Here is a 26896-nt window from a genome sequence, read left to right as displayed (position 1 = left end):
AGACGGTGAACGCAGTGTGCCCCGAGCGATGCGCGATCGCCCGGGGCTCAAATTGCAGTGACAAAAGTCGAGGCTATCAACGTTCCGAAGGTGACGTGACCGATTCGGTATCAATCAACAGGTCGTAGTCGGCACCTTTTTCGCGCCAAGCCTTTTTGATCTCATCCGTCAGCGCTTTGAGACGCGCACCGCTCTGCGGCCCGGCATAAGCAAGGCGAAGGACGGAAGGCGCATCCGACAGCACACTGATGAGTTCAGCGATTTTTGGCTGCCATTCCGGTTTCAATTTGACGTCGTCTGGCTCAAAGGCCTCGTCGGTGAGCTGGAACTCGACGATGCGCAAAAGACTTGCGCCAAAATCAAGTTGAGACATCTTGCCCTGCGTGAGGCGGATCACGCGGGGGTTTTCGGTTGTTACAACAAATCCAGTTGGCAACGTCCGGCTATCGAGTTTCAAGATAAAGTTTGAACCAATACCTGGCTTTGGCGTGGCTGCGCAGGCGATGTGATAGCGACCAAATTCATCCGTCGTGATCACTAGACCATTGACCGTCGCGAGGCGCACGCCCGCCAGTCCTTGCTCGCCCTCGTCCTGCACTCCATTTCGGTTAAGGTCTTCGAACACTTTTCCGGTCACTTCCGAACAGTCGAACACTTCGTCCGGCACAATGCGTATCCGCGCTTGACCAACATTCGACAAAACCAGATTGCCTGGTCCGTTGTCGGCAAATCCCTCATTGATGTATTCGCCCGCCTGCGCGCCGGCACCGACAACCAGAGCCAAGGTTACGTTGGCAGCGGTTCCGGCGGCAATATCGATGTCGGACCAAATCAGATTGCGACCTTCTATTGTGGGTTCAAGATCGGCGCCGTTCACGCGCGCTGACCCCGGGACATATTTCAGACCAGCAGGTGGTCGGTCGATGATATCAATATCGTTGAGGTCGATTGTCTGACCGTTTCGCACCGTAATCGTATAGGTGATGACGGATCCGACAGACGCAGAGCTGACTGACGCCGTCTTCGTGGCTTGCAACGGCGTGGCGCTTGCCTCGAAATTCACCGGAATGTGGTTGTTGATAACGTCTCGCGAACCTTGTCCGAGGAGGAAGGCGGCAAAGAATGTCGTGCTGGGTGGTAGCGCTGATGCCGAGACTTCGCAGACCGTGCCCGGAATCGCGTCGATCGCACACACCGACGAATCCAGCGGACCGCTTGTGAAATTGGCGGGATTGAACCCCCAGACCGCTTGAGTGCCGTTTGGCAGTTCGACGGTAATTCTGTATTCTGTCGGTTGTGTTGGGCACAAGGCATCCGCACCCGGCACGATGTCAAACTGGTAGCGCCCCGACGCATCAGTGGTCTGGTTTTGTTGACTGGCGTGAACGAAACAGGCGGTTGGCAAGGGCGTACCGCCTGCCGTCAGTACCGTGAGTCGCGCACCAGAGACCGCTTCACCGGTCGCGACATTGTAAACGACGCCAGAAGGATCAATCGGAAGGTTCAAATTGACGCGTTCCTCTCCGGCTGACAGCGTCAGAGAAGAAATCGTTCCGACGACAACACCGGTCGCCGGATTGACAAAACGCACTTCACTGGCCTGCCAGGGAGCGAGATCTCCGATTGAATAGGCTCCATCGGCACCCGTGATGGCTGACCCGACCAGGACACCGTTCTGGTAGACTTCGACGCGGTAGCCGGTCAGGAGTGTTTCAGTGGATTGGTGAACGTCGTCACCATTCGCATCGAAGTATACAATCCCCGTCACGGAGGCTTCCGACAGCACCGTCAGCGTGACCGATGCTGTGGCGCAATTGGCTGGGTTCAGAACTTCACAGATCTGGTAGGTGATTGAGTATGTGCCGGGCGGCGTACCGGCCGGTATAGTCAGAGTCCCATCCGGATTCAGCACAAGTCCGGAAACGCCACCCGTTGAGATCAGCGTCAAAGTCACGCGGTCGGCGGTGACGGGCATGCCGTTCAGCAAATCGCCTTCAAGCACGCTTGGGGTTGTGCCTCCGATGGCTCCGTCTCCGACAAGAGCATCATCGTCTGCCGTAATGGGGGGTACGTCGACGACCACGGTTGCAATCGCGGTTGAGCAATTGGCCGGGTTCAGCGTCTCGCAGATCTGATACGTGATAGGATAGGAACCCGCCGGGGTTCCGGCCGGCACAGTGATCGTGCCATCGGTATTGATCGTGGCGCCAGGAAGCGCCGTGCCATCGGTGATCGAGACCGTCACCGTCGAGGAGGTGACCGCCACACCGTTCAGCGTGTCGCCATTGAACACGCTCTGCGTGGCACCGCCGGTCGCGCCATTGACCGCAGGCAGCGTGTCAGCGTCGGCAAGGATCGGCGCCGCCGAGACGACCACGGTTGCAATCGCGGTTGAGCAATTGGCCGGGTTCAGCGTCTCGCAGATCTGATACGTGATAGGATAGGAACCCGCCGGGGTTCCGGCCGGCACAGTGATCGTGCCATCGGTATTGATCGTGGCGCCAGGAAGCGCCGTGCCATCGGTGATCGAGACCGTCACCGTCGAGGAGGTGACCGCCACACCGTTCAGCGTGTCGCCATTGAACACGCTCTGCGTGGCACCGCCGGTCGCGCCATTGACCGCAGGCAGCGTGTCAGCGTCGGCAAGGATCGGCGCCGCCGAGACGACCACGGTTGCAATCGCGGTTGAGCAATTGGCCGGGTTCAGCGTCTCGCAGATCTGATACGTGATAGGATAGGAACCCGCCGGGGTTCCGGCCGGCACAGTGATCGTGCCATCGGTATTGATCGTGGCGCCAGGAAGCGCCGTGCCATCGGTGATCGAGACCGTCACCGTCGAGGAGGTGACCGCCACACCGTTCAGCGTGTCGCCATTGAACACGCTCTGCGTGGCACCGCCGGTCGCGCCATTGACCGCAGGCAGCGTGTCAGCGTCGGCAAGGATCGGCGCCGCCGAGACGACCACGGTTGCAATCGCGGTTGAGCAATTGGCCGGGTTCAGCGTCTCGCAGATCTGATACGTGATAGGATAGGAACCCGCCGGGGTTCCGGCCGGCACAGTGATCGTGCCATCGGTATTGATCGTGGCGCCAGGAAGCGCCGTGCCATCGGTGATCGAGACCGTCACCGTCGAGGAGGTGACCGCCACACCGTTCAGCGTGTCGCCATTGAACACGCTCTGCGTGGCACCGCCGGTCGCGCCATTGACCGCAGGCAGCGTGTCAGCGTCGGCAAGGATCGGCGCCGCCGAGACGACCACGGTTGCAATCGCGGTTGAGCAATTGGCCGGGTTCAGCGTCTCGCAGATCTGATACGTGATAGGATAGGAACCCGCCGGGGTTCCGGCCGGCACAGTGATCGTGCCATCGGTATTGATCGTGGCGCCAGGAAGCGCCGTGCCATCGGTGATCGAGACCGTCACCGTCGAGGAGGTGACCGCCACACCGTTCAGCGTGTCGCCATTGAACACGCTCTGCGTGGCACCGCCGGTCGCGCCATTGACCGCAGGCAGCGTGTCAGCGTCGGCAAGGATCGGCGCCGCCGAGACGACCACGGTTGCAATCGCGGTTGAGCAATTGGCCGGGTTCAGCGTCTCGCAGATCTGATACGTGATAGGATAGGAACCCGCCGGGGTTCCGGCCGGCACAGTGATCGTGCCATCGGTATTGATCGTGGCGCCAGGAAGCGCCGTGCCATCGGTGATCGAGACCGTCACCGTCGAGGAGGTGACCGCCACACCGTTCAGCGTGTCGCCATTGAACACGCTCTGCGTGGCACCGCCGGTCGCGCCATTGACCGCAGGCAGCGTGTCAGCGTCGGCAAGGATCGGCGCCGCCGAGACGACCACGGTTGCAATCGCGGTTGAGCAATTGGCCGGGTTCAGCGTCTCGCAGATCTGATACGTGATAGGATAGGAACCCGCCGGGGTTCCGGCCGGCACAGTGATCGTGCCATCGGTATTGATCGTGGCGCCAGGAAGCGCCGTGCCATCGGTGATCGAGACCGTCACCGTCGAGGAGGTGACCGCCACACCGTTCAGCGTGTCGCCATTGAACACGCTCTGCGTGGCACCGCCGGTCGCGCCATTGACCGCAGGCAGCGTGTCAGCGTCGGCAAGGATCGGCGCCGCCGAGACGACCACGGTTGCAATCGCGGTTGAGCAATTGGCCGGGTTCAGCGTCTCGCAGATCTGATACGTGATAGGATAGGAACCCGCCGGGGTTCCGGCCGGCACAGTGATCGTGCCATCGGTATTGATCGTGGCGCCAGGAAGCGCCGTGCCATCGGTGATCGAGACCGTCACCGTCGAGGAGGTGACCGCCACACCGTTCAGCGTGTCGCCATTGAACACGCTCTGCGTGGCACCGCCGGTCGCGCCATTGACCGCAGGCAGCGTGTCAGCGTCGGCAAGGATCGGCGCCGCCGAGACGACCACGGTTGCAATCGCGGTTGAGCAATTGGCCGGGTTCAGCGTCTCGCAGATCTGATACGTGATAGGATAGGAACCCGCCGGGGTTCCGGCCGGCACAGTGATCGTGCCATCGGTATTGATCGTGGCGCCAGGAAGCGCCGTGCCATCGGTGATCGAGACCGTCACCGTCGAGGAGGTGACCGCCACACCGTTCAGCGTGTCGCCATTGAACACGCTCTGCGTGGCACCGCCGGTCGCGCCATTGACCGCAGGCAGCGTGTCAGCGTCGGCAAGGATCGGCGCCGCCGAGACGACCACGGTTGCAATCGCGGTTGAGCAATTGGCCGGGTTCAGCGTCTCGCAGATCTGATACGTGATAGGATAGGAACCCGCCGGGGTTCCGGCCGGCACAGTGATCGTGCCATCGGTATTGATCGTGGCGCCAGGAAGCGCCGTGCCATCGGTGATCGAGACCGTCACCGTCGAGGAGGTGACCGCCACACCGTTCAGCGTGTCGCCATTGAACACGCTCTGCGTGGCACCGCCGGTCGCGCCATTGACCGCAGGCAGCGTGTCAGCGTCGGCAAGGATCGGCGCCGCCGAGACGACCACGGTTGCAATCGCGGTTGAGCAATTGGCCGGGTTCAGCGTCTCGCAGATCTGATACGTGATAGGATAGGAACCCGCCGGGGTTCCGGCCGGCACAGTGATCGTGCCATCGGTATTGATCGTGGCGCCAGGAAGCGCCGTGCCATCGGTGATCGAGACCGTCACCGTCGAGGAGGTGACCGCCACACCGTTCAGCGTGTCGCCATTGAACACGCTCTGCGTGGCACCGCCGGTCGCGCCATTGACCGCAGGCAGCGTGTCAGCGTCGGCAAGGATCGGCGCCGCCGAGACGACCACGGTTGCAATCGCGGTTGAGCAATTGGCCGGGTTCAGCGTCTCGCAGATCTGATACGTGATAGGATAGGAACCCGCCGGGGTTCCGGCCGGCACAGTGATCGTGCCATCGGTATTGATCGTGGCGCCAGGAAGCGCCGTGCCATCGGTGATCGAGACCGTCACCGTCGAGGAGGTGACCGCCACACCGTTCAGCGTGTCGCCATTGAACACGCTCTGCGTGGCACCGCCGGTCGCGCCATTGACCGCAGGCAGCGTGTCAGCGTCGGCAAGGATCGGCGCCGCCGAGACGACCACGGTTGCAATCGCGGTTGAGCAATTGGCCGGGTTCAGCGTCTCGCAGATCTGATACGTGATAGGATAGGAACCCGCCGGGGTTCCGGCCGGCACAGTGATCGTGCCATCGGTATTGATCGTGGCGCCAGGAAGCGCCGTGCCATCGGTGATCGAGACCGTCACCGTCGAGGAGGTGACCGCCACACCGTTCAGCGTGTCGCCATTGAACACGCTCTGCGTGGCACCGCCGGTCGCGCCATTGACCGCAGGCAGCGTGTCAGCGTCGGCAAGGATCGGCGCCGCCGAGACGACCACGGTTGCAATCGCGGTTGAGCAATTGGCCGGGTTCAGCGTCTCGCAGATCTGATACGTGATAGGATAGGAACCCGCCGGGGTTCCGGCCGGCACAGTGATCGTGCCATCGGTATTGATCGTGGCGCCAGGAAGCGCCGTGCCATCGGTGATCGAGACCGTCACCGTCGAGGAGGTGACCGCCACACCGTTCAGCGTGTCGCCATTGAACACGCTCTGCGTGGCACCGCCGGTCGCGCCATTGACCGCAGGCAGCGTGTCAGCGTCGGCAAGGATCGGCGCCGCCGAGACGACCACGGTTGCAATCGCGGTTGAGCAATTGGCCGGGTTCAGCGTCTCGCAGATCTGATACGTGATAGGATAGGAACCCGCCGGGGTTCCGGCCGGCACAGTGATCGTGCCATCGGTATTGATCGTGGCGCCAGGAAGCGCCGTGCCATCGGTGATCGAGACCGTCACCGTCGAGGAGGTGACCGCCACACCGTTCAGCGTGTCGCCATTGAACACGCTCTGCGTGGCACCGCCGGTCGCGCCATTGACCGCAGGCAGCGTGTCAGCGTCGGCAAGGATCGGCGCCGCCGAGACGACCACGGTTGCAATCGCGGTTGAGCAATTGGCCGGGTTCAGCGTCTCGCAGATCTGATACGTGATAGGATAGGAACCCGCCGGGGTTCCGGCCGGCACAGTGATCGTGCCATCGGTATTGATCGTGGCGCCAGGAAGCGCCGTGCCATCGGTGATCGAGACCGTCACCGTCGAGGAGGTGACCGCCACACCGTTCAGCGTGTCGCCATTGAACACGCTCTGCGTGGCACCGCCGGTCGCGCCATTGACCGCAGGCAGCGTGTCAGCGTCGGCAAGGATCGGCGCCGCCGAGACGACCACGGTTGCAATCGCGGTTGAGCAATTGGCCGGGTTCAGCGTCTCGCAGATCTGATACGTGATAGGATAGGAACCCGCCGGGGTTCCGGCCGGCACAGTGATCGTGCCATCGGTATTGATCGTGGCGCCAGGAAGCGCCGTGCCATCGGTGATCGAGACCGTCACCGTCGAGGAGGTGACCGCCACACCGTTCAGCGTGTCGCCATTGAACACGCTCTGCGTGGCACCGCCGGTCGCGCCATTGACCGCAGGCAGCGTGTCAGCGTCGGCAAGGATCGGCGCCGCCGAGACGACCACGGTTGCAATCGCGGTTGAGCAATTGGCCGGGTTCAGCGTCTCGCAGATCTGATACGTGATAGGATAGGAACCCGCCGGGGTTCCGGCCGGCACAGTGATCGTGCCATCGGTATTGATCGTGGCGCCAGGAAGCGCCGTGCCATCGGTGATCGAGACCGTCACCGTCGAGGAGGTGACCGCCACACCGTTCAGCGTGTCGCCATTGAACACGCTCTGCGTGGCACCGCCGGTCGCGCCATTGACCGCAGGCAGCGTGTCAGCGTCGGCAAGGATCGGCGCCGCCGAGACGACCACGGTTGCAATCGCGGTTGAGCAATTGGCCGGGTTCAGCGTCTCGCAGATCTGATACGTGATAGGATAGGAACCCGCCGGGGTTCCGGCCGGCACAGTGATCGTGCCATCGGTATTGATCGTGGCGCCAGGAAGCGCCGTGCCATCGGTGATCGAGACCGTCACCGTCGAGGAGGTGACCGCCACACCGTTCAGCGTGTCGCCATTGAACACGCTCTGCGTGGCACCGCCGGTCGCGCCATTGACCGCAGGCAGCGTGTCAGCGTCGGCAAGGATCGGCGCCGCCGAGACGACCACGGTTGCAATCGCGGTTGAGCAATTGGCCGGGTTCAGCGTCTCGCAGATCTGATACGTGATAGGATAGGAACCCGCCGGGGTTCCGGCCGGCACAGTGATCGTGCCATCGGTATTGATCGTGGCGCCAGGAAGCGCCGTGCCATCGGTGATCGAGACCGTCACCGTCGAGGAGGTGACCGCCACACCGTTCAGCGTGTCGCCATTGAACACGCTCTGCGTGGCACCGCCGGTCGCGCCATTGACCGCAGGCAGCGTGTCAGCGTCGGCAAGGATCGGCGCCGCCGAGACGACCACGGTTGCAATCGCGGTTGAGCAATTGGCCGGGTTCAGCGTCTCGCAGATCTGATACGTGATAGGATAGGAACCCGCCGGGGTTCCGGCCGGCACAGTGATCGTGCCATCGGTATTGATCGTGGCGCCAGGAAGCGCCGTGCCATCGGTGATCGAGACCGTCACCGTCGAGGAGGTGACCGCCACACCGTTCAGCGTGTCGCCATTGAACACGCTCTGCGTGGCACCGCCGGTCGCGCCATTGACCGCAGGCAGCGTGTCAGCGTCGGCAAGGATCGGCGCCGCCGAGACGACCACGGTTGCAATCGCGGTTGAGCAATTGGCCGGGTTCAGCGTCTCGCAGATCTGATACGTGATAGGATAGGAACCCGCCGGGGTTCCGGCCGGCACAGTGATCGTGCCATCGGTATTGATCGTGGCGCCAGGAAGCGCCGTGCCATCGGTGATCGAGACCGTCACCGTCGAGGAGGTGACCGCCACACCGTTCAGCGTGTCGCCATTGAACACGCTCTGCGTGGCACCGCCGGTCGCGCCATTGACCGCAGGCAGCGTGTCAGCGTCGGCAAGGATCGGCGCCGCCGAGACGACCACGGTTGCAATCGCGGTTGAGCAATTGGCCGGGTTCAGCGTCTCGCAGATCTGATACGTGATAGGATAGGAACCCGCCGGGGTTCCGGCCGGCACAGTGATCGTGCCATCGGTATTGATCGTGGCGCCAGGAAGCGCCGTGCCATCGGTGATCGAGACCGTCACCGTCGAGGAGGTGACCGCCACACCGTTCAGCGTGTCGCCATTGAACACGCTCTGCGTGGCACCGCCGGTCGCGCCATTGACCGCAGGCAGCGTGTCAGCGTCGGCAAGGATCGGCGCCGCCGAGACGACCACGGTTGCAATCGCGGTTGAGCAATTGGCCGGGTTCAGCGTCTCGCAGATCTGATACGTGATAGGATAGGAACCCGCCGGGGTTCCGGCCGGCACAGTGATCGTGCCATCGGTATTGATCGTGGCGCCAGGAAGCGCCGTGCCATCGGTGATCGAGACCGTCACCGTCGAGGAGGTGACCGCCACACCGTTCAGCGTGTCGCCATTGAACACGCTCTGCGTGGCACCGCCGGTCGCGCCATTGACCGCAGGCAGCGTGTCAGCGTCGGCAAGGATCGGCGCCGCCGAGACGACCACGGTTGCAATCGCGGTTGAGCAATTGGCCGGGTTCAGCGTCTCGCAGATCTGATACGTGATAGGATAGGAACCCGCCGGGGTTCCGGCCGGCACAGTGATCGTGCCATCGGTATTGATCGTGGCGCCAGGAAGCGCCGTGCCATCGGTGATCGAGACCGTCACCGTCGAGGAGGTGACCGCCACACCGTTCAGCGTGTCGCCATTGAACACGCTCTGCGTGGCACCGCCGGTCGCGCCATTGACCGCAGGCAGCGTGTCAGCGTCGGCAAGGATCGGCGCCGCCGAGACGACCACGGTTGCAATCGCGGTTGAGCAATTGGCCGGGTTCAGCGTCTCGCAGATCTGATACGTGATAGGATAGGAACCCGCCGGGGTTCCGGCCGGCACAGTGATCGTGCCATCGGTATTGATCGTGGCGCCAGGAAGCGCCGTGCCATCGGTGATCGAGACCGTCACCGTCGAGGAGGTGACCGCCACACCGTTCAGCGTGTCGCCATTGAACACGCTCTGCGTGGCACCGCCGGTCGCGCCATTGACCGCAGGCAGCGTGTCAGCGTCGGCAAGGATCGGCGCCGCCGAGACGACCACGGTTGCAATCGCGGTTGAGCAATTGGCCGGGTTCAGCGTCTCGCAGATCTGATACGTGATAGGATAGGAACCCGCCGGGGTTCCGGCCGGCACAGTGATCGTGCCATCGGTATTGATCGTGGCGCCAGGAAGCGCCGTGCCATCGGTGATCGAGACCGTCACCGTCGAGGAGGTGACCGCCACACCGTTCAGCGTGTCGCCATTGAACACGCTCTGCGTGGCACCGCCGGTCGCGCCATTGACCGCAGGCAGCGTGTCAGCGTCGGCAAGGATCGGCGCCGCCGAGACGACCACGGTTGCAATCGCGGTTGAGCAATTGGCCGGGTTCAGCGTCTCGCAGATCTGATACGTGATAGGATAGGAACCCGCCGGGGTTCCGGCCGGCACAGTGATCGTGCCATCGGTATTGATCGTGGCGCCAGGAAGCGCCGTGCCATCGGTGATCGAGACCGTCACCGTCGAGGAGGTGACCGCCACACCGTTCAGCGTGTCGCCATTGAACACGCTCTGCGTGGCACCGCCGGTCGCGCCATTGACCGCAGGCAGCGTGTCAGCGTCGGCAAGGATCGGCGCCGCCGAGACGACCACGGTTGCAATCGCGGTTGAGCAATTGGCCGGGTTCAGCGTCTCGCAGATCTGATACGTGATAGGATAGGAACCCGCCGGGGTTCCGGCCGGCACAGTGATCGTGCCATCGGTATTGATCGTGGCGCCAGGAAGCGCCGTGCCATCGGTGATCGAGACCGTCACCGTCGAGGAGGTGACCGCCACACCGTTCAGCGTGTCGCCATTGAACACGCTCTGCGTGGCACCGCCGGTCGCGCCATTGACCGCAGGCAGCGTGTCAGCGTCGGCAAGGATCGGCGCCGCCGAGACGACCACGGTTGCAATCGCGGTTGAGCAATTGGCCGGGTTCAGCGTCTCGCAGATCTGATACGTGATAGGATAGGAACCCGCCGGGGTTCCGGCCGGCACAGTGATCGTGCCATCGGTATTGATCGTGGCGCCAGGAAGCGCCGTGCCATCGGTGATCGAGACCGTCACCGTCGAGGAGGTGACCGCCACACCGTTCAGCGTGTCGCCATTGAACACGCTCTGCGTGGCACCGCCGGTCGCGCCATTGACCGCAGGCAGCGTGTCAGCGTCGGCAAGGATCGGCGCCGCCGAGACGACCACGGTTGCAATCGCGGTTGAGCAATTGGCCGGGTTCAGCGTCTCGCAGATCTGATACGTGATAGGATAGGAACCCGCCGGGGTTCCGGCCGGCACAGTGATCGTGCCATCGGTATTGATCGTGGCGCCAGGAAGCGCCGTGCCATCGGTGATCGAGACCGTCACCGTCGAGGAGGTGACCGCCACACCGTTCAGCGTGTCGCCATTGAACACGCTCTGCGTGGCACCGCCGGTCGCGCCATTGACCGCAGGCAGCGTGTCAGCGTCGGCAAGGATCGGCGCCGCCGAGACGACCACGGTTGCAATCGCGGTTGAGCAATTGGCCGGGTTCAGCGTCTCGCAGATCTGATACGTGATAGGATAGGAACCCGCCGGGGTTCCGGCCGGCACAGTGATCGTGCCATCGGTATTGATCGTGGCGCCAGGAAGCGCCGTGCCATCGGTGATCGAGACCGTCACCGTCGAGGAGGTGACCGCCACACCGTTCAGCGTGTCGCCATTGAACACGCTCTGCGTGGCACCGCCGGTCGCGCCATTGACCGCAGGCAGCGTGTCAGCGTCGGCAAGGATCGGCGCCGCCGAGACGACCACGGTTGCAATCGCGGTTGAGCAATTGGCCGGGTTCAGCGTCTCGCAGATCTGATACGTGATAGGATAGGAACCCGCCGGGGTTCCGGCCGGCACAGTGATCGTGCCATCGGTATTGATCGTGGCGCCAGGAAGCGCCGTGCCATCGGTGATCGAGACCGTCACCGTCGAGGAGGTGACCGCCACACCGTTCAGCGTGTCGCCATTGAACACGCTCTGCGTGGCACCGCCGGTCGCGCCATTGACCGCAGGCAGCGTGTCAGCGTCGGCAAGGATCGGCGCCGCCGAGACGACCACGGTTGCAATCGCGGTTGAGCAATTGGCCGGGTTCAGCGTCTCGCAGATCTGATACGTGATAGGATAGGAACCCGCCGGGGTTCCGGCCGGCACAGTGATCGTGCCATCGGTATTGATCGTGGCGCCAGGAAGCGCCGTGCCATCGGTGATCGAGACCGTCACCGTCGAGGAGGTGACCGCCACACCGTTCAGCGTGTCGCCATTGAACACGCTCTGCGTGGCACCGCCGGTCGCGCCATTGACCGCAGGCAGCGTGTCAGCGTCGGCAAGGATCGGCGCCGCCGAGACGACCACGGTTGCAATCGCGGTTGAGCAATTGGCCGGGTTCAGCGTCTCGCAGATCTGATACGTGATAGGATAGGAACCCGCCGGGGTTCCGGCCGGCACAGTGATCGTGCCATCGGTATTGATCGTGGCGCCAGGAAGCGCCGTGCCATCGGTGATCGAGACCGTCACCGTCGAGGAGGTGACCGCCACACCGTTCAGCGTGTCGCCATTGAACACGCTCTGCGTGGCACCGCCGGTCGCGCCATTGACCGCAGGCAGCGTGTCAGCGTCGGCAAGGATCGGCGCCGCCGAGACGACCACGGTTGCAATCGCGGTTGAGCAATTGGCCGGGTTCAGCGTCTCGCAGATCTGATACGTGATAGGATAGGAACCCGCCGGGGTTCCGGCCGGCACAGTGATCGTGCCATCGGTATTGATCGTGGCGCCAGGAAGCGCCGTGCCATCGGTGATCGAGACCGTCACCGTCGAGGAGGTGACCGCCACACCGTTCAGCGTGTCGCCATTGAACACGCTCTGCGTGGCACCGCCGGTCGCGCCATTGACCGCAGGCAGCGTGTCAGCGTCGGCAAGGATCGGCGCCGCCGAGACGACCACGGTTGCAATCGCGGTTGAGCAATTGGCCGGGTTCAGCGTCTCGCAGATCTGATACGTGATAGGATAGGAACCCGCCGGGGTTCCGGCCGGCACAGTGATCGTGCCATCGGTATTGATCGTGGCGCCAGGAAGCGCCGTGCCATCGGTGATCGAGACCGTCACCGTCGAGGAGGTGACCGCCACACCGTTCAGCGTGTCGCCATTGAACACGCTCTGCGTGGCACCGCCGGTCGCGCCATTGACCGCAGGCAGCGTGTCAGCGTCGGCAACCAGCGCTAAGACAATGAACTCATTAGTGAACGTGCAAATCGCGTTCTCGCCATCAGTAAGAGTGAGGCCGTCAGTGGGATTGCTATCCGCCGTGTCGGTACAAATCAGAGACGACTGAACGTGGGTTGGCGGCCCGGTTTCTGACAGCGTGTATGTTCCGGCTGGAACGGTCCGGTTGGTCACCAAAGCAGTCCCCGAGGTACCGCTGCCTGAAACAACGCCTGAAAAGTTTAACGTAAAATCGGACGCGGTTGCGACGCCACCGCCCGTGTTGTCGACTGACTTGACAAGCGTAATAGTGGGATCAGGAATCACGACCGTCATACTCGGCGTGAAGGCCCAAGCCATTGTCCCTCCGCCAGAATTGAACACGTAGAGACGTGCTGTCTTCACCGGGGTAAGTATATCGAAACTGACAAAATGATTGTCGATGGCGCCAGTCATGTTCAACAGCACGTTCCCGGCATCGGCAGGCAGAATTGTGAATCGACCAATGTTGCTGAGTGTGTTGGCCCCGTCTGCATCCGGAATAACAAAGCTACCAACGTCGTCAGCTGCGGCGCGATTGATCGACACAATTGCGCCGCTTGGCGGACCCGCTAGCGCCCAGGTGCCCGGAACCGACCAGGAATAAGCATCTCGCACGCTTGTAGCGCCCGCACCTGCCGACAGACTATCCAGATCATTGATGTTCAGTTGATCCAGACTGAAGGGTAGCGGCGAATTAAGCGTCGAATAATTCAAAATGATGAGATCGGCGGAGCCAATATTGGCTGTCGGTGAGCCGATGCGCGGCGGCGACGCAGTGAAATTCACCGGGTCCGTACTAGCTGCGTCACGCGTAATCTCGACACAGTACTGCCCGGAAGCATCGCATATCCGCAATCCATCTGTGATCGCGGTGGCCTGATTGAGCGTCAGAGTTGTTTCAGCGTTTGCGCCGAAGGGCGCAAAGACGGCAATAGCCGACATGACGGAAACGCTCGAAAGCCCCGGATGCGTCCGCATGACGTAACTTGCTCGAACGCTCTTGTTTTGAGGGCGCGTTTTGGTCAATTTCATAGCACGGCTCGCCAAGTGTTAATGAAGACGGATGTTTTGTTTACCCTGCTTAGAAAGCTGGTTTCCTAGAAATTCGTATACAAAGGTATAAAATGAGTGCCTGAGTGAGGTCGTGATGATCCTCTCTAATGCGCGACCGTTCGGGCCGATCATTTACAAATATGAACCTGAGATGAACATTTATTCAGTTTGGCTTTACGTTGCTTACGAAATGAACACGCGATGAACAGACCAAGAGCGACTGATGAGCGAGCGCTGGAATCTGCACAGTGCTACCCGCTGAATATATTTGGAGCGGCGATACTTCAATTTGACGAATCGACATGTTGATATTGTTTGAAGGCGAAGGTGCCGAAGAACTGCAAATCGGCGTGGAGTCCCGACGGCAGATCGGCGCTCTATCCTGGAGATTCTGCTCGTAGTACAGGGGCATTGGCAGACATCAATAATTACAGCCATAAAGATGGTTGCTATAGGGACGCAATAGTCGATTTTTCGAGCTCTTGGGACTTTTTCGACGCAATCGGCGATAAATTGCCTGATGGTGAAAAGCTGTCTCCGTCCGACTTCGGCCAGTTATTTGCCCGTCAGCCGTCGACGACGCTTATGAATGACTTGGCCAGTCGGCTCGACTAGGAGCGCGCTGTCGGACCATTTGAAAGTAGCTCAGAAATGTTATCGGCCATCGCTTCAGCGGCGGCGCGAACATGGCCATCTGCGAGGTGCGCATACCTGCGGGTCGTTTTGATGTCGGCATGACCAAGCAGCTTGCCGATCACTTCGAGCCCAAGGCCGCCAGCCAGCGCGAACGACGCTGCCGAATGGCGCAAGTCGTGAAGCCGGACATCCTCAAGCCCCGCCAGCTTTCGCGCCCGCAGCCAGAGCTTCGGTGTGCCTTGGAAGTAAGTTTCCGTATTGGCGCTCGCAAACACGTATCCCAGCGTCCCGTGCTTTGAACGCTCTTCGAAAATCGCCCGCATCGGTCCGGTGATGGGGATGAGCTTGGCGCCTGTCTTCGAGGTGGCGAGGCGCAGGAAGCCTGTGTGCAGATCAACTTCTTTCCAGGTCAGCTGTTCGATCTCGCCTTTGCGCGCCCCGGACAGCGCTAGCATGCGTATGATCGCAATCCCGGCTGCTGGCGCACCGGCTTTCTCGATCTGGTCGAGTGCCTCGCCAAGACGGCGCATTTCATCAGGGCTGAGGAACCGCTCCATGGACCGGCTCGGCGTCTTCTCGACGCCGAGGGCGGGATTGGCAGGCAGAAAGCCTTCGCGCACGCCGAACGAGAATATGGACGATAGGAGCGACAGCGTGCGGCTGGCAGTCCCCTCCCCGCCCCGGACGCGGCGCACACCGCGAGCTTTGGACTTAGTGTCTTTGGCGGTATCGCCGCGCGCGACCGCGTCACGGAAACGAGCGATCACACCCGCATTGAGTTCGCTCAAGCTGACCTTGCCAATCAGGGGGAGGATATGCGCGTTGATCCGGCCGACATCGACCGCGATGTTGCGCGGGTCCCGTAACTTGCCCGCGAGCTTCCCGCGCTGGCGCGAGCGCAGGGCTGAACGTTCGATCCAGAGTTGGCAGAGCCCGCCAACGGTCGAAGGTCCGGTTGCCTTGACGACTTTCGCAGGCGTCTTTCCAGCAGCCGCATCGGCAATCGCAGCGCGGGCTTTGCGGCGCGCGTCATCCGCGGTCATAGCGCCAGGCTTACCGAGAGTGATCGTTATCTTGCGGGCCGCGCGACCCTTTCCTACGCGAGTCTTTGCAATGAATGTTTTTGCGCCGCCCGGACGGACGCGGACACCGAAACAGGAGAGCTCGTCATCCCAAAGGACGTACTCGGTGGGCCTCGGCTCCGCCGCCTCGATGCTTTTCAATGTAAGTTTCATAGTGCCTTCCGGTGCCCGTTCCGTCTTCGCGACCTTTGCCTTTCTGCGACCTTTGCCTTTCCGTATATCGGGAAGGCAAATGCCGAATGGTACTCCACCGGGGTTCCACCAAATTTCGAAACGGAACGAAACACAATGAAACGCCTACGGACGGTTTACCTGAAAATACTATATTATACTGTGTGCTAAGCCGTCTACTTGAAACTGGCCGAAACGCCAAAAAACAGCCCAGCGTTGCCCTCCGAAGGCAAAGGTCAGAGGTTCGAATCCTCTTGGGTGCGCCATACTCCCTCTTCAAATCGGGCCAGCAAGGCTCACGTCGGATGTGATTGCCCGCACCGGCTTTGCGTGCCATCGAATGACGCGCAGGAGGGCCGAAATGCGAAAGCAATTTTTGGCATTTGCCAGTTTTATCTTTGCAGGCGCTTGCGCTCAGGTTCCGGCGGAGCCGATCATCGACATGCACATGCATGCCTGGTCGTTGAACGAGTTCGGCGGCGAAAGCGTGCCGGTCTGTATCGGCGCCCGGGGCATCGACATGCATGGCATCGATCCCGGCGAGCCATTTGATTTTTCAAAGCAGGCCGACTGCAAGGAAATGGCGGTCTCACCGGGCACGGACGAAGGCGTGCTGGCAGAAACCGTCGCCGAGATGGAACGCTACAACATTGTCGCGGGCGTCATCGCCGGCGACGGTGCCGTCGTTGAGACCTGGCGCCGTGCGCATCCGGACCTGTTCATTCCGGCCGCCAATTTCTTCATCGACGATGGCCCGCCGCCGCCAGAGCGCCTCGCCGAACTGCGGGGACAGATCGAACGCGGCGAAACCGAAATCTTCGCGGAAATCACGCCGCAGTATCGCGGCATGGCGCCAGATGATCCCTCACTCGAAGCGTTCTATGCCTTGGCCGAGGAACTTGATGTGCCCGTCGGCATACACATGGGTTACGGCGCGCCGGGCGGTCCCTACTGGGTCTATCCCCGGTATCGCGCGTCGCTCGGCAATCCGCTTCTTCTGGAAGACCTGCTTGTCCGCCACCCCAAGCTGCGCGTCTACGTCATGCATGCGGGCATGCCGATGACCGACGAGGTGATTGCGCTGCTCTACAGTCACCCTCAGGTTTTCGTGGATATCAGCGCAGACAATTGGGGCGTTCCACGCGCCGAGTTCTATCACCACCTGAAGCGTCTGGTCGATGCGGGCTACGGCAAGCGCATCCTATTCGGAAGCGACCAGATGGTCTGGCCCAAGGCAATTGGCGTCGCCGTCGAGAGCATCACCGAAGCCCCGTTCCTGACCAGGCAGCAGAAGCGCGATATTCTCTACAACAATGCAGCGCGGTTCCTCAGGCTGAGCGAAGAGGACATTGACCGGCATCACGGCCGCTGAGCAAACGGCCCGATGCTTGCCCCGCGCCGGCAAGGCGGGCAACAGGTCCTGAACGGAGTTTGCCACGTCGTCCGAAGCCGCCACCGCCATGAAATCGCGCCCGCGCACTGACGCGGCCATCGCTGCACGCTATCTCGAAGGCTGAGCCGAGCGCGGCGCCGAAGGCGATTGCCAAGGCCGCGCGCGCGCCTACTGTCCCTGCGAAACACGAAGGGAAGAAACGCATGGACCTCCAGCTCAAGGGCAAGAACGCTGTCATCCTCGGCGGCACGCGCGGCATCGGCCGGGCGATTGCCGACACGCTCGCCGCCGAAGGCGCGAACGTCGCCATCTGCGCGCGCAAGGCCGACCAGGTCGCCGCTGCGGTGAAGGACCTGCAGGCGCTCGGCGTGACGGCCACCGGCGCTTCGATCGACATCACCGACGGCGCCGCCCTCAAGGCCTGGATCGCCGACGCCGGCAAGGAACTTGGCGGCATCGACATCCTCGTCTCCAACGCCGGCGCGATGGCGCAGGGCAATGACGCCGCCGCCTGGACGCAGAACTTCCAGCTCGACGTGCTGGGCGCGGTCCACGCGTTCGAGGCCGCCGAGCCCTTCCTCACCAAGGCCGCCGCCGCCCGCGGCGACGCCGCGTTCGTCATCATCTCGTCAATCTCCGCCGCGATGGCCGACCGGGCCGACAGCTACGGGCCGATCAAGGCCTCGCTGATCCACATGGCCAAGGGCCTCGCCCGCCAGCACGCCAAGGCCGGCCTGCGCGTCAACGTGGTCTCCCCCGGCATGGTGTTTTTCGAGGGCGGCGTCTGGCACATGGTGAAGACCAACATGCCGGAATTCTTCGAGCAAGCGAACAGCCGCAACCCGACCGGCCGCTGCGCTACGCCGCAGGAAATCGCCAATGCGGCAGTGTTCCTCGCCAGCCCCCTCTCCTCCTACACGACCGGCTCGAACCTGATCGTCGACGGCGCAGTCTCCGGGCGCGTGAACTTCTAGGGCCACTTCACGAAGACGTGTTGTTGCGCTGCAAAACAAGCCTCGCGCCCCGGCGGCGGCGGGATTATGCGAAATACTCCATCCGCCGCGACGGACATCCGCGCCAAAACCGTTTATGGTCTTCCAGCAGGACTTAACCGGAACAGGGCGGCTATTGCCTTGATCGGTAAGGTTCGTCGTCTATCTGTCGAGGCAAATGACACCGTTGCACCCCTCCCGGTCCGGACGCCTAGCGGGCGCGCTTGCTGTCGTGCTCGCGGCAACGGCGTGCGCCGGTGTGCCCGAAGCGCCCGTGCCCGGCGTGCCGGTGATCGCGCCGGGCGAGGCGTTTCCAGCCCTTCCCGGCGGCAGCGCGCCGGAGTCCGCATGGTGGACCGGCTTTGACGATCCGGAAGTCCAGCGGCTGGTCGAGACCGCGCTCACCCGCTCGCCCGTCCTGCGCGGCGCGGATGCGTCCGTGGCCGAAGCGGAAGCCTTGCTGCGCCTCGCGCTCCTCGGCCGCAGCCCCTCCCTCTCCTCCTCCGCCAGCGCCACGGCCAGCCGGCCGACCGGCGGCGACGACGACTTCGAGGCGAGCGGCAACGCTGGCCTCGCCGCCGACTGGGAACTCGACGCGTTCGGCCGCCTTGGCGCCGCCATCGAGGCCGCCCGCTTCGACGAGGCCGCCGCGCGCGAACTGCGCCGCGACATCGCCGTCTCGGTCGCCTCGGAAACCGCGCTGGCCTATATCGACCTGCGTAGCGCCGAAGCCCGCCTCGCCGTCGCCGGGAAGAACGCCGCCACGCAGAAGGAAAGCCTTGGCCTCGTCCAGACCCTTTTCGACAATGGCCGCGCCAACGAACTCGACCTCAACCGGTCGCAGACCCAATATCGCACCACACTCGCTTCCCTGCCCGTCTTCGAGGCGAGCATCGCCGATGCGCGCAGCCGGCTCGCCGCGCTGACCGGCTCACCGGCCACCCTGCCCGCCCCGGTCACACCCGATGCGGGCCGCACCGCCCGCGTCCCGCGTCTCGCCGCCACGGTCAGCGCCGGCTCACCGGAAGAGATGCTGCGGCGGCGTCCCGACGTGCGCCTTGCCGAAGCCCGCATTGGCGCCGCCCTCGCCCTCGGCGACGCGGCCCGCGCCAACCTGTTCCCGCGCATCACGCTGAACGCAGACCTGTTCGGCGTCATCCGCGACAGCGGCGTCGCCTTCAACGAAGACTCGATCGGCCTCTCCTTCGGCCCCGCCATAAGCTGGGCCGGGCCGGACCTGCGCCGCGTCTACGCCCAGATCGACGTCAATGATGCCCGCACGATGGGGGCCGCCGCCGATTACGAAGCCGCCGTCCTCGACGCCCTCTCCGACGCCGAAACCGCCCTCTCCAACTACGTCACCGAGCGCCAGCGCCGCGCCGACCTCGAGGCCGCCTTCAGCTCGGCGAAGCGCGCCTACGAACTCGCGCGCCTGCGCTTCCAGGAAGGGCTAGACTCCTCACTCGACGTGCTGGATGCGCAGCGCACCCTGCTCGACGCCGAAGACCGCCTGGCGGTCAACGAAGCTGAAATCGCCCGCCGCGCCGTGCGCGCCTATCGCAGCCTCGGCGGCATCTGGACCGACGAAGATCTCGCCGCCTTCCGGGCGGAACAGGAACAAACGCCATGACCAAGCTATTCGCCCATCGTCACGCGAAGCCGGCCGCGATTGCGGCGGCCGTGATCGCCGGCGCCGTCCTGATCGGGATCGCCGTGATGGCGCCGCTCACCACCCAGCAGCCCGTTGCTGCCCAGGCGGCACAGGGCGGCCCGCCGCCGGCCAGCGTCTTCGTCGAGCCCGTCCGTACCCAGACGTTCGCGAACCGGGTCGAAGCCATCGGCACGCTCGAAGCCAATGAGCGCGCCGACCTGACGCTCAGCGCCTCGGACCGCGTGACCGCCGTGTATTTCGAGGACGGCGAGCGCGTGAAGGCTGGCAAGACGCTGATTTCGCTCGCCCAGCGCGAACAGAGCGCGCTGGTGGAAGGCGCCGAAGCCGATCTCGCCCGCGCCAACCAGGAACTCGCCCGCCTCGAGCCGCTCGCCCGGGAAGGCGCCGTCTCGCAGGCCGAACTGGACGGGGCCCGCCGCGATGCGAATGCCGCATCTGCCCAGTTGAGAGCCGTGCAGTCACGCCAACGCGACCGCGTGCTCGTCGCCCCATTCGACGGCGTGCTCGGCTTCCGGCAGGTCAGCGTCGGCTCCTTCGTGCGCCCCGGCGACGTCGTCGCCACGCTGATCGACGACAGCGTCATGCGTCTCGATTTCGCCGTTCCCTCGATCTTCCTCAACAGCCTCAAGCCGGGCCTCGCCATCGAGGCGCGGTCCAGCGACCTGCCGGGCAAGTCCTTCGAAGGCACCGTGTCCAGCATCAACAACTCGATCGACCCGGTTACCCGGTCCGTCCGTGTACGTGCCATGATCCCGAACAAGGACGGCGTGCTGAAGACCGGCATGTTTGTCGCCGTCACGCTGCTCGCCGAGCCGCGCGAAGCGCTGTCGGTGCCCGAAGTGGCGCTGCAGCCGCTGGGCCCTGAAACCTTTGTCTGGATCGTCTCGAAGGGTGCCGCCGGCAACGTTGCCAACCGCGTCAAGGTGCAGGTCGGCCAACGCCAGAACGGCCGCGTCGAGATTCTCGCGGGCCTGAGCAATGACCAGCAGGTCATCACCGAAGGCGTGCTGCGCCTGCGCGAAGGCGGCGCGGTCACGGTGCGCGACCAGTCCATCCTCAAACCCGCCGCGTCCGGGGGCACCGGCGGCGGAGCCCCGGTCGGCGCGAACCGGGAGTAGGCGCGATGCTGCTTTCGGATACCTCGATCAAACGCCCCGTCTTCGCGACGGTCCTGGCGCTGATCCTCATCGTGTTCGGACTGGTGGCGTTCTCCCGCCTGTCCCTGCGCGAGTATCCGGATATTGACCCGCCGATCGTATCGGTCACCACCAACTATCCCGGCGCGTCGGCCTCCGTGGTCGAGACGCGGATCACGCAGATCATCGAAGACCGCATCGCCGGGGTTGAGGGTGTGCGGTTCATCAACTCGCGTTCGTCCGACGGCCGTTCGAACATCTCGATCGAATTCAATATCACCCGGGACATCGAATCGGCCGCCAACGACGTGCGCGACCGTGTCTCCGGCATCCTCAACAACCTGCCCGACGAAGCAGATCCGCCGGAAGTCCAGAAGGCCGACGCCGATTCCGACGTGATCCTCTGGATGAACCTCGCGAGCGAACAGCTGGCGACACCGGAGCTGACCGATTATGCCAACCGCTACCTGATCGACCGGTTCTCGGCCCTCGACGGCGTTGCCCGCGTGCAGGTCGGCGGCGCGCGCGATTATGCCATGCGCGTCTGGATCGACCGCAAGGCACTCGCCGCCCGCGGCCTCACCTCCGGCGACATCGAGCGCGCCCTGCGCGCCGAGAACATCGAGGCCCCCGCCGGCAACCTCGAATCCGGCGACCTCTACTACACCATGCGCATCGACCGCGCCTTCCGCTCGGCGGAAGATTTTGCCGGTCTCGTGATCGCACAGGGCGACGGCTATCTCGTGCGCCTCGGCGACGTTGCCCGCGTCGAACGCGGCACCACGGATGACCGCACGACTTTCCGCGGAAATGGCCAGCCGATGGTCGGCCTTGGCATCGTCAAGCAGTCAACCGCCAACACGGTCGATGTCGCCAAGGCCGCGAAGGCGCTGGCCTTCGAACTCAACGAGACGCTGCCCGACGGCATGCAGATCTACATGTCGTTCGACAGTTCGGTTTTCATTGAGGCCTCGATCCGCGAGGTCTGGATGACACTCGGCATTGCAGTCGTGCTCGTCACGCTCGTCATCTTCCTCTTCCTCGGCAGCGCCCGCGCCACGATCATCCCCGCGGTGACTGTGCCCGTCTCGGTCATCGCCACCTTCATGGTGATGCTGGCGCTCGGCCTGTCGCTGAACCTGCTCACCTTGCTCGCCCTCGTCCTCGCCATCGGCCTGATCGTCGATGACGCTATCGTGGTGCTGGAAAACATCCACCGCCGGATGGAAGAGCTGGGCGAAACACCGCTGGTCGCCGCCTTCAACGGCACCCGCCAGGTCGGCTTCGCCGTCATCGCCACCACCATGGTGCTGATGGCCGTGTTCATCCCCATCACCTTCATGCAGGGCAATACCGGCCGCCTGTTCACCGAATTCGCAATCGCGATCGCCGCCTCGGTCGGCTTCTCCAGCTTCGTGGCCCTGTCCCTGTCGCCGATGATCGCCTCCAAGATCCTGCGGCCGCATACCGGACGCCCGAAAGGCATCCTCGCCCTGCTGCCGAACCTCGTCGACCGCGCCTTCGAAGCCCTGAAATCCGTGTACAGCGTGATCTTCGACATCATCGTCAAATGGCCGGTGATCATGGCCGCCGCCCTCGTCGGCGCGTTCGTGGCGATCTGGTTCCTGTTCCAGCACCTCGGCCAGGAATACGCCCCGCAGGAAGATCGCGGCTCCTTCTTCATCAGCGTGCGCGGGCCCGAAGGCGCCTCGTTCGAGTACATGTCGAAATACCTCGACGAGATCGAGCGCCGCGTCATGCCCTACACAGAATCCGGCGAGATCAGCCGCCTGCTCGTCCGCGCGCCCGGCTTCGGCAGCAACAGCTACAACCAGGGCAACGTCGTCGCCGTGCTCGACGACTGGGCAAACCGCCGCCCGGCCGACGAGATCATCGGCGAGATCAACGGCCAGCTCGCCGACCTTCCCGGGATCCGCGCCTTCGCCATCATGCGCCAGGGCCTTGCTGGCGGCGGCGGCAAGCCGGTCCAGTTCGTCATCGGCGGCCCATCCTACGAACAGGTCGTCGAATGGCGCGACATCTTCCTCGCCGCGCTCGAAAAGGACAATCCGGGCCTGCGCGACATCGACTGGGACTACAAGGAGACCCAGCCGCAATACCGCATCGAGATCAACTACCAGCGCGCCGCCGACCTCGGCGTCACCGTCTCCGAAATCGGCAACACCCTGCAGACCATGCTCGGTTCGCGCCGCGTGACGACCTACATCGACAACGGCGAGGAATATGACGTCGTCCTTGAAGGCCTGCGCACCGACCAGAGCACGCCGAACGATGTCCAGAACATCTACGTCCGCTCGACCCGCTCCGGCGAACTCATCCCGCTCGCCAGCGTCATCTCGATCGAGCCGTTCGCCGACAGCCCGACACTGAACCGCTACAACCGCGTGCGCGCCATCACCATCGACGCCGCCCTGGCCGACGGCGTCCCCCTCGGCCAGGCCCTCGACGGCATGGAACGCGTCGCGCGCGAAGTGCTGCCCCAGGAAGCCACGATCGACTTCAAGGGCCAGTCGCTCGAGTTCCGCTCGTCCGGCTCGTCCATCCTCTTCGTCTTCGGCCTCGGCCTGCTGATCGTCTTCCTCGTGCTCGCCGCCCAGTTCGAGAGCTGGATCCACCCGGTCGTCATCATCCTCGCCGTGCCCGCCACCGTGGCCGGCGGCATGTTCGGCCTCTGGATCACCGACCAGACGCTGAATATCTACACCCAGATCGGCCTCATCATGCTGATCGGCCTCGCCGCCAAGAACGGCATCCTCGTGGTCGAGTTCGCCAACCAGCTGCGCGACGAGGGCAAACCCTTCGACGCCGCCCTGAAGGAAGCGGCCCTGGCGCGCCTCCGCCCGATCCTGATGACCGGCCTGACCACCGCCGCCGGCGCCGTGCCGCTGATCCTTTCGGCCGGTGCAGGCTCGGAAACCCGCATGGCGATCGGCATCGTCGTGCTGTTCGGCGCCATCGCGGCCGTGTCGGTCTCGCTGCTCGTCGTGCCCGCCGCCTACAGCCTGCTCGCCCGCCGCACCGGTTCTCCCGGCGACGTTGCCCGCAAGCTCGAGGCCGAAACCGAAGCCCTCGCCCACCCCGCCGAATAGGCCGCCCCGCGCCGCATGGTGAATCCCGTTCGGCATGGCGCTTGAAAGGTGCCTTCAGGCTTCGCATAGACTTGTGCGATAAAAAAATGTCCTGAGGAAACGGCCGCACATCCATGAACCTGTTCTTCCGATTCCTGCGCGTCTTCCTGCCCGCCTTCTTCACCAGGGTTCACACCGGCCTGCTCGACCTGCACATCGTGCGCTCCGCCGTCTGGCTGGGCGACCAGGACCCGATGGGTCACATGACCAACTCGCGCTATTCCTCGTTCACCGATCTTGGCATGATGAACTTCATGGGCCGCACCGGCGCCCTGAAAGCCTATCGCAAGCGCGGCTGGGCCCCGATCGTGCAGTACGAATCGTTCAACTACATCCGCATGCTGCGCTATCCGCAGAAATTCGAACTGCAGACCCGCCTCGCCGGCTGGGACGACTGTTTCATCTGCTTCGAGCACCAGTTCATTTCGAAGGGCGCCGTCTGCGCCGAAAGCCGTGTTGTCGCCCGCCTGTACGGGCGCAAGAAGGCGAAAATTACCGCGCAGGACGCGATGGACGCGCTCGGCGTGCAGCTCGAAAGCCCGGAGCTTGCCCCCGCCTTCCACCGTATCATCGGTGAACTGAAGGCGCGCGCATGACCGCCCGCACGCCCCTGATCATCGATTGCGATCCCGGCATCGACGATGCCGTCATGCTGATGATGGCCTTCCTGAGCCCCGCCGTCGACCTGCAGGCGATCACCACCGTCGCGGGCAATGTCCCGCTGCGCCTCACCAGCCGCAACGCGCGCCTCATCTGTGAACGGATGGGCCGCAGCGACGTGCCGGTCTTCGCAGGCTGTCCGCGCCCCCTGCTCCGCAAGCCCGTCACCGCGGAGGATTTCCACGGCGAAGCCGGCATGGCCGGGATCGAGATCTTCGAACCGAAGGCCCCGCTCACTGCCGGCCACGCCGTCAATGCCCTCATTGACCGCCTCACCGCCGCCGCGCCGGGCAGCCTGACGATGATCATCTCCGGGCCGATGACCAACCTTGCAACCGCCCTCGTCATGGCGCCCGCCTGCGCGCGCGGCATCGGCCACCTGATCATCATGGGCGGCGGCAGCGCCATCGGCGGCAACATCACGCCGTATGCGGAGTTCAACATCTTCGCCGATCCCCATGCCGCCGCCATCGTCTTCGATGCCGGCATCCCCACCACCGTGCTCAGCCTCGATGTCACCCACACCGTGCGCGCCGAGCCCGAACGCATCGCCCGCCTGCGCGCCATTCCGGGACCTTACCCGCAGATGATGGCGGACCTGCTGGCCGCCGGAAATTTGCTCGAGGCGCGCTGGAAGAACGGCCTGATGGCGCCGATGCATGATCCGTCCACGGTCGTTTATCTGCTCGCCCCTCACCTCTTCGAGACGAAGCCCTGCCGCGTCAGCGTGGTCACGCGCCCCGGCCAGAAGTTCGGCCATACGCAGGTAAAAGACACGAAGCGAGGACCGCATCGCTGGGTCACGAAAGCCGACGCCGACGCCTTCTTCGGCCTGATTGAATCCCTTCTGGAGGGCGCGGCATGATCACCGTCATCGGCTCCGTCAATCTCGACCTCGTCGCCTCCGGGGCGCCGCTGCCGCATCCGGGCGAAACGGTCACCGGCGCGCGCCTGGCGCGCTATCCGGGCGGCAAGGGCGCGAACCAGGCGCTGGCCGCCGCCCGCCTCGGCCACAAGGTCCGCCTCGTCGCCGCCGTCGGCAATGACGACATGGCCGAGGAAGCGCTGAAACTGCTGCGCAATGGCGGCGTCGATCTCTCCGCCACGCATTACCTGAGCGGCGAGACCACCGGAACCGCACTCATCGCGGTCTCGCCTGAAGGCGAAAACCTGATCGTCGTCTGTCCGGGGGCGAACAATGCGCTGACCGCGGAAGACGCTGCCGCCTCGCCCATCGAACACATGCTCGGGGTGCTGGAAGTGCCCGTCCCCGCCCTGCTCGCGGCCGCCGCGCGCGCTACCGGCTTCGTCGCCCTCAACCTTGCCCCGGCAATGTCCGTCCCGCCGGAACTGCTGGCCGAGGCCGACCTGCTCGTCGTCAACGAAACTGAAGCCGCCTTCTACGGCGACACCTTGCACGCCCCCGGCCGCCGCGTCGCTATCTCGCTGGGCGGCGAAGGCGCCGAGCTCTGGAAAGGCGGTGTACGGATCGCGTCGGCAAGACCGCCTGCGGTCCGCGTCGTTGATACCGTCGGCGCCGGCGACACCTTCTTCGCCGCCCTCGCCTGCGCCCTCATCGAAGGCCAGCCCGACGAGGCGGCCCTGCAATTCGCCGTCGCCGCCGGCGCCGCCGCCTGCACCCGCCCCGGCGCCCAGCCGAGCCTCCCGAACCGCGTCGATGTCGACGCGCTCCTCGCTTCCTGAATTCCGCAAGACAGGTCCGCGCAAGCCTCCGCACCTCGGCCTCCGCTCATCCCCGCGCAGGCGGGGATCGCGCCCGGCATGCACCAAGTTTCGTTGCACAAGTTCCGCCTTATGCAACGCTCTACCTTGATTCCCACTCCCACCCCCGTGTCATCCCGGCGAACGCCGGGACCCAGAAAGCCAGGCAAATCAAACCCCTCTGGGTCCCGGCGTTCGCGGGGATGACAAGCGCAGAACTTTTTTCACCCAAACCAATCCGGCGGGGTCCGCAGCGGGTGTAA

At 63.9% G+C, this 26896-nt stretch carries 10 protein-coding genes; 8 read left to right on the top strand and 2 right to left on the bottom strand.

Annotated features, from left to right (window positions below; all coding sequences use genetic code 11):
* Positions 1–76: 76 nt before the first annotated feature.
* Positions 77–13120 (bottom strand): DUF11 domain-containing protein, encoded by a 13044-nt coding sequence (locus IPK75_07270; protein MBK8198156.1) that lies wholly within the window; start codon positions 13118–13120, stop codon positions 77–79.
* Positions 13121–14631: 1511 nt separating this feature from the next.
* A complete protein-coding gene (locus IPK75_07265; protein ID MBK8198155.1) occupies positions 14632–15891 on the bottom strand; it encodes a site-specific integrase in 1260 nt (419 codons plus the stop codon).
* Between the two features lie 379 nt (positions 15892–16270).
* Here IPK75_07265 and IPK75_07260 point away from each other — a divergent pair, with 379 nt between their 5' ends.
* From IPK75_07260 to IPK75_07225, 8 genes are all read left to right on the top strand, one after another.
* Positions 16271–17281: an amidohydrolase family protein gene (locus IPK75_07260; protein ID MBK8198154.1), complete on the top strand. Its 1011-nt coding sequence runs from the start codon at positions 16271–16273 to the stop codon at positions 17279–17281.
* Positions 17282–17505: 224 nt separating this feature from the next.
* A complete protein-coding gene (locus IPK75_07255) occupies positions 17506–18276 on the top strand; it encodes an SDR family oxidoreductase (GenBank protein MBK8198153.1) in 771 nt (256 codons plus the stop codon).
* Positions 18277–18472: 196 nt separating this feature from the next.
* Positions 18473–19924 (top strand): TolC family protein, encoded by a 1452-nt coding sequence (locus IPK75_07250; protein MBK8198152.1) that lies wholly within the window; start codon positions 18473–18475, stop codon positions 19922–19924.
* Positions 19921–21084, top strand: coding sequence for an efflux RND transporter periplasmic adaptor subunit (locus IPK75_07245; protein ID MBK8198151.1), 1164 nt, complete (start codon positions 19921–19923; stop codon positions 21082–21084). The genes IPK75_07250 and IPK75_07245 overlap by 4 nt, the downstream gene beginning before the upstream one ends.
* A gap of 5 nt (positions 21085–21089) precedes the next feature.
* On the top strand, positions 21090–24212 hold the full coding sequence (locus IPK75_07240) for an efflux RND transporter permease subunit (GenBank protein MBK8198150.1): 3123 nt from the start codon (positions 21090–21092) through the stop codon (positions 24210–24212).
* Between the two features lie 113 nt (positions 24213–24325).
* Complete coding sequence (locus IPK75_07235) at positions 24326–24847, top strand: thioesterase family protein (GenBank protein ID MBK8198149.1); 522 nt, start codon at positions 24326–24328, stop codon at positions 24845–24847.
* Positions 24844–25776, top strand: a complete 933-nt coding sequence (locus IPK75_07230) for a nucleoside hydrolase (GenBank protein MBK8198148.1) — start codon at positions 24844–24846, stop codon at positions 25774–25776. The genes IPK75_07235 and IPK75_07230 overlap by 4 nt, the downstream gene beginning before the upstream one ends.
* Positions 25773–26615 carry a ribokinase gene (locus IPK75_07225; protein ID MBK8198147.1) on the top strand — a complete coding sequence of 281 codons (843 nt, stop codon included), beginning with the start codon at positions 25773–25775 and terminating at the stop codon, positions 26613–26615. Before IPK75_07230 ends, IPK75_07225 begins: the two co-directional genes overlap by 4 nt.
* Positions 26616–26896 lie beyond the last annotated feature (281 nt).

The sequence above is a fragment of the Acidobacteriota bacterium genome, from assembly GCA_016712445.1.
Lineage (GTDB): Bacteria > Pseudomonadota > Alphaproteobacteria > Caulobacterales > Hyphomonadaceae > Hyphomonas.
Note: the sequence above shows the minus strand (reverse complement) of the source record. Positions and strands in the feature narration are given on the sequence as shown.

Coding starts and splice junctions, on each gene's coding strand:
- IPK75_07265 (MBK8198155.1), bottom strand. CDS start 15,891: ATGAAACTTACATTGAAAAGCATCGAGGCGGCGGAGCCGAGGCCCACC.
- IPK75_07260 (MBK8198154.1), top strand. CDS start 16,271: ATGCGAAAGCAATTTTTGGCATTTGCCAGTTTTATCTTTGCAGGCGCT.
- IPK75_07255 (MBK8198153.1), top strand. CDS start 17,506: ATGGACCTCCAGCTCAAGGGCAAGAACGCTGTCATCCTCGGCGGCACG.
- IPK75_07250 (MBK8198152.1), top strand. CDS start 18,473: ATGACACCGTTGCACCCCTCCCGGTCCGGACGCCTAGCGGGCGCGCTT.
- IPK75_07245 (MBK8198151.1), top strand. CDS start 19,921: ATGACCAAGCTATTCGCCCATCGTCACGCGAAGCCGGCCGCGATTGCG.
- IPK75_07240 (MBK8198150.1), top strand. CDS start 21,090: ATGCTGCTTTCGGATACCTCGATCAAACGCCCCGTCTTCGCGACGGTC.
- IPK75_07235 (MBK8198149.1), top strand. CDS start 24,326: ATGAACCTGTTCTTCCGATTCCTGCGCGTCTTCCTGCCCGCCTTCTTC.
- IPK75_07230 (MBK8198148.1), top strand. CDS start 24,844: ATGACCGCCCGCACGCCCCTGATCATCGATTGCGATCCCGGCATCGAC.
- IPK75_07225 (MBK8198147.1), top strand. CDS start 25,773: ATGATCACCGTCATCGGCTCCGTCAATCTCGACCTCGTCGCCTCCGGG.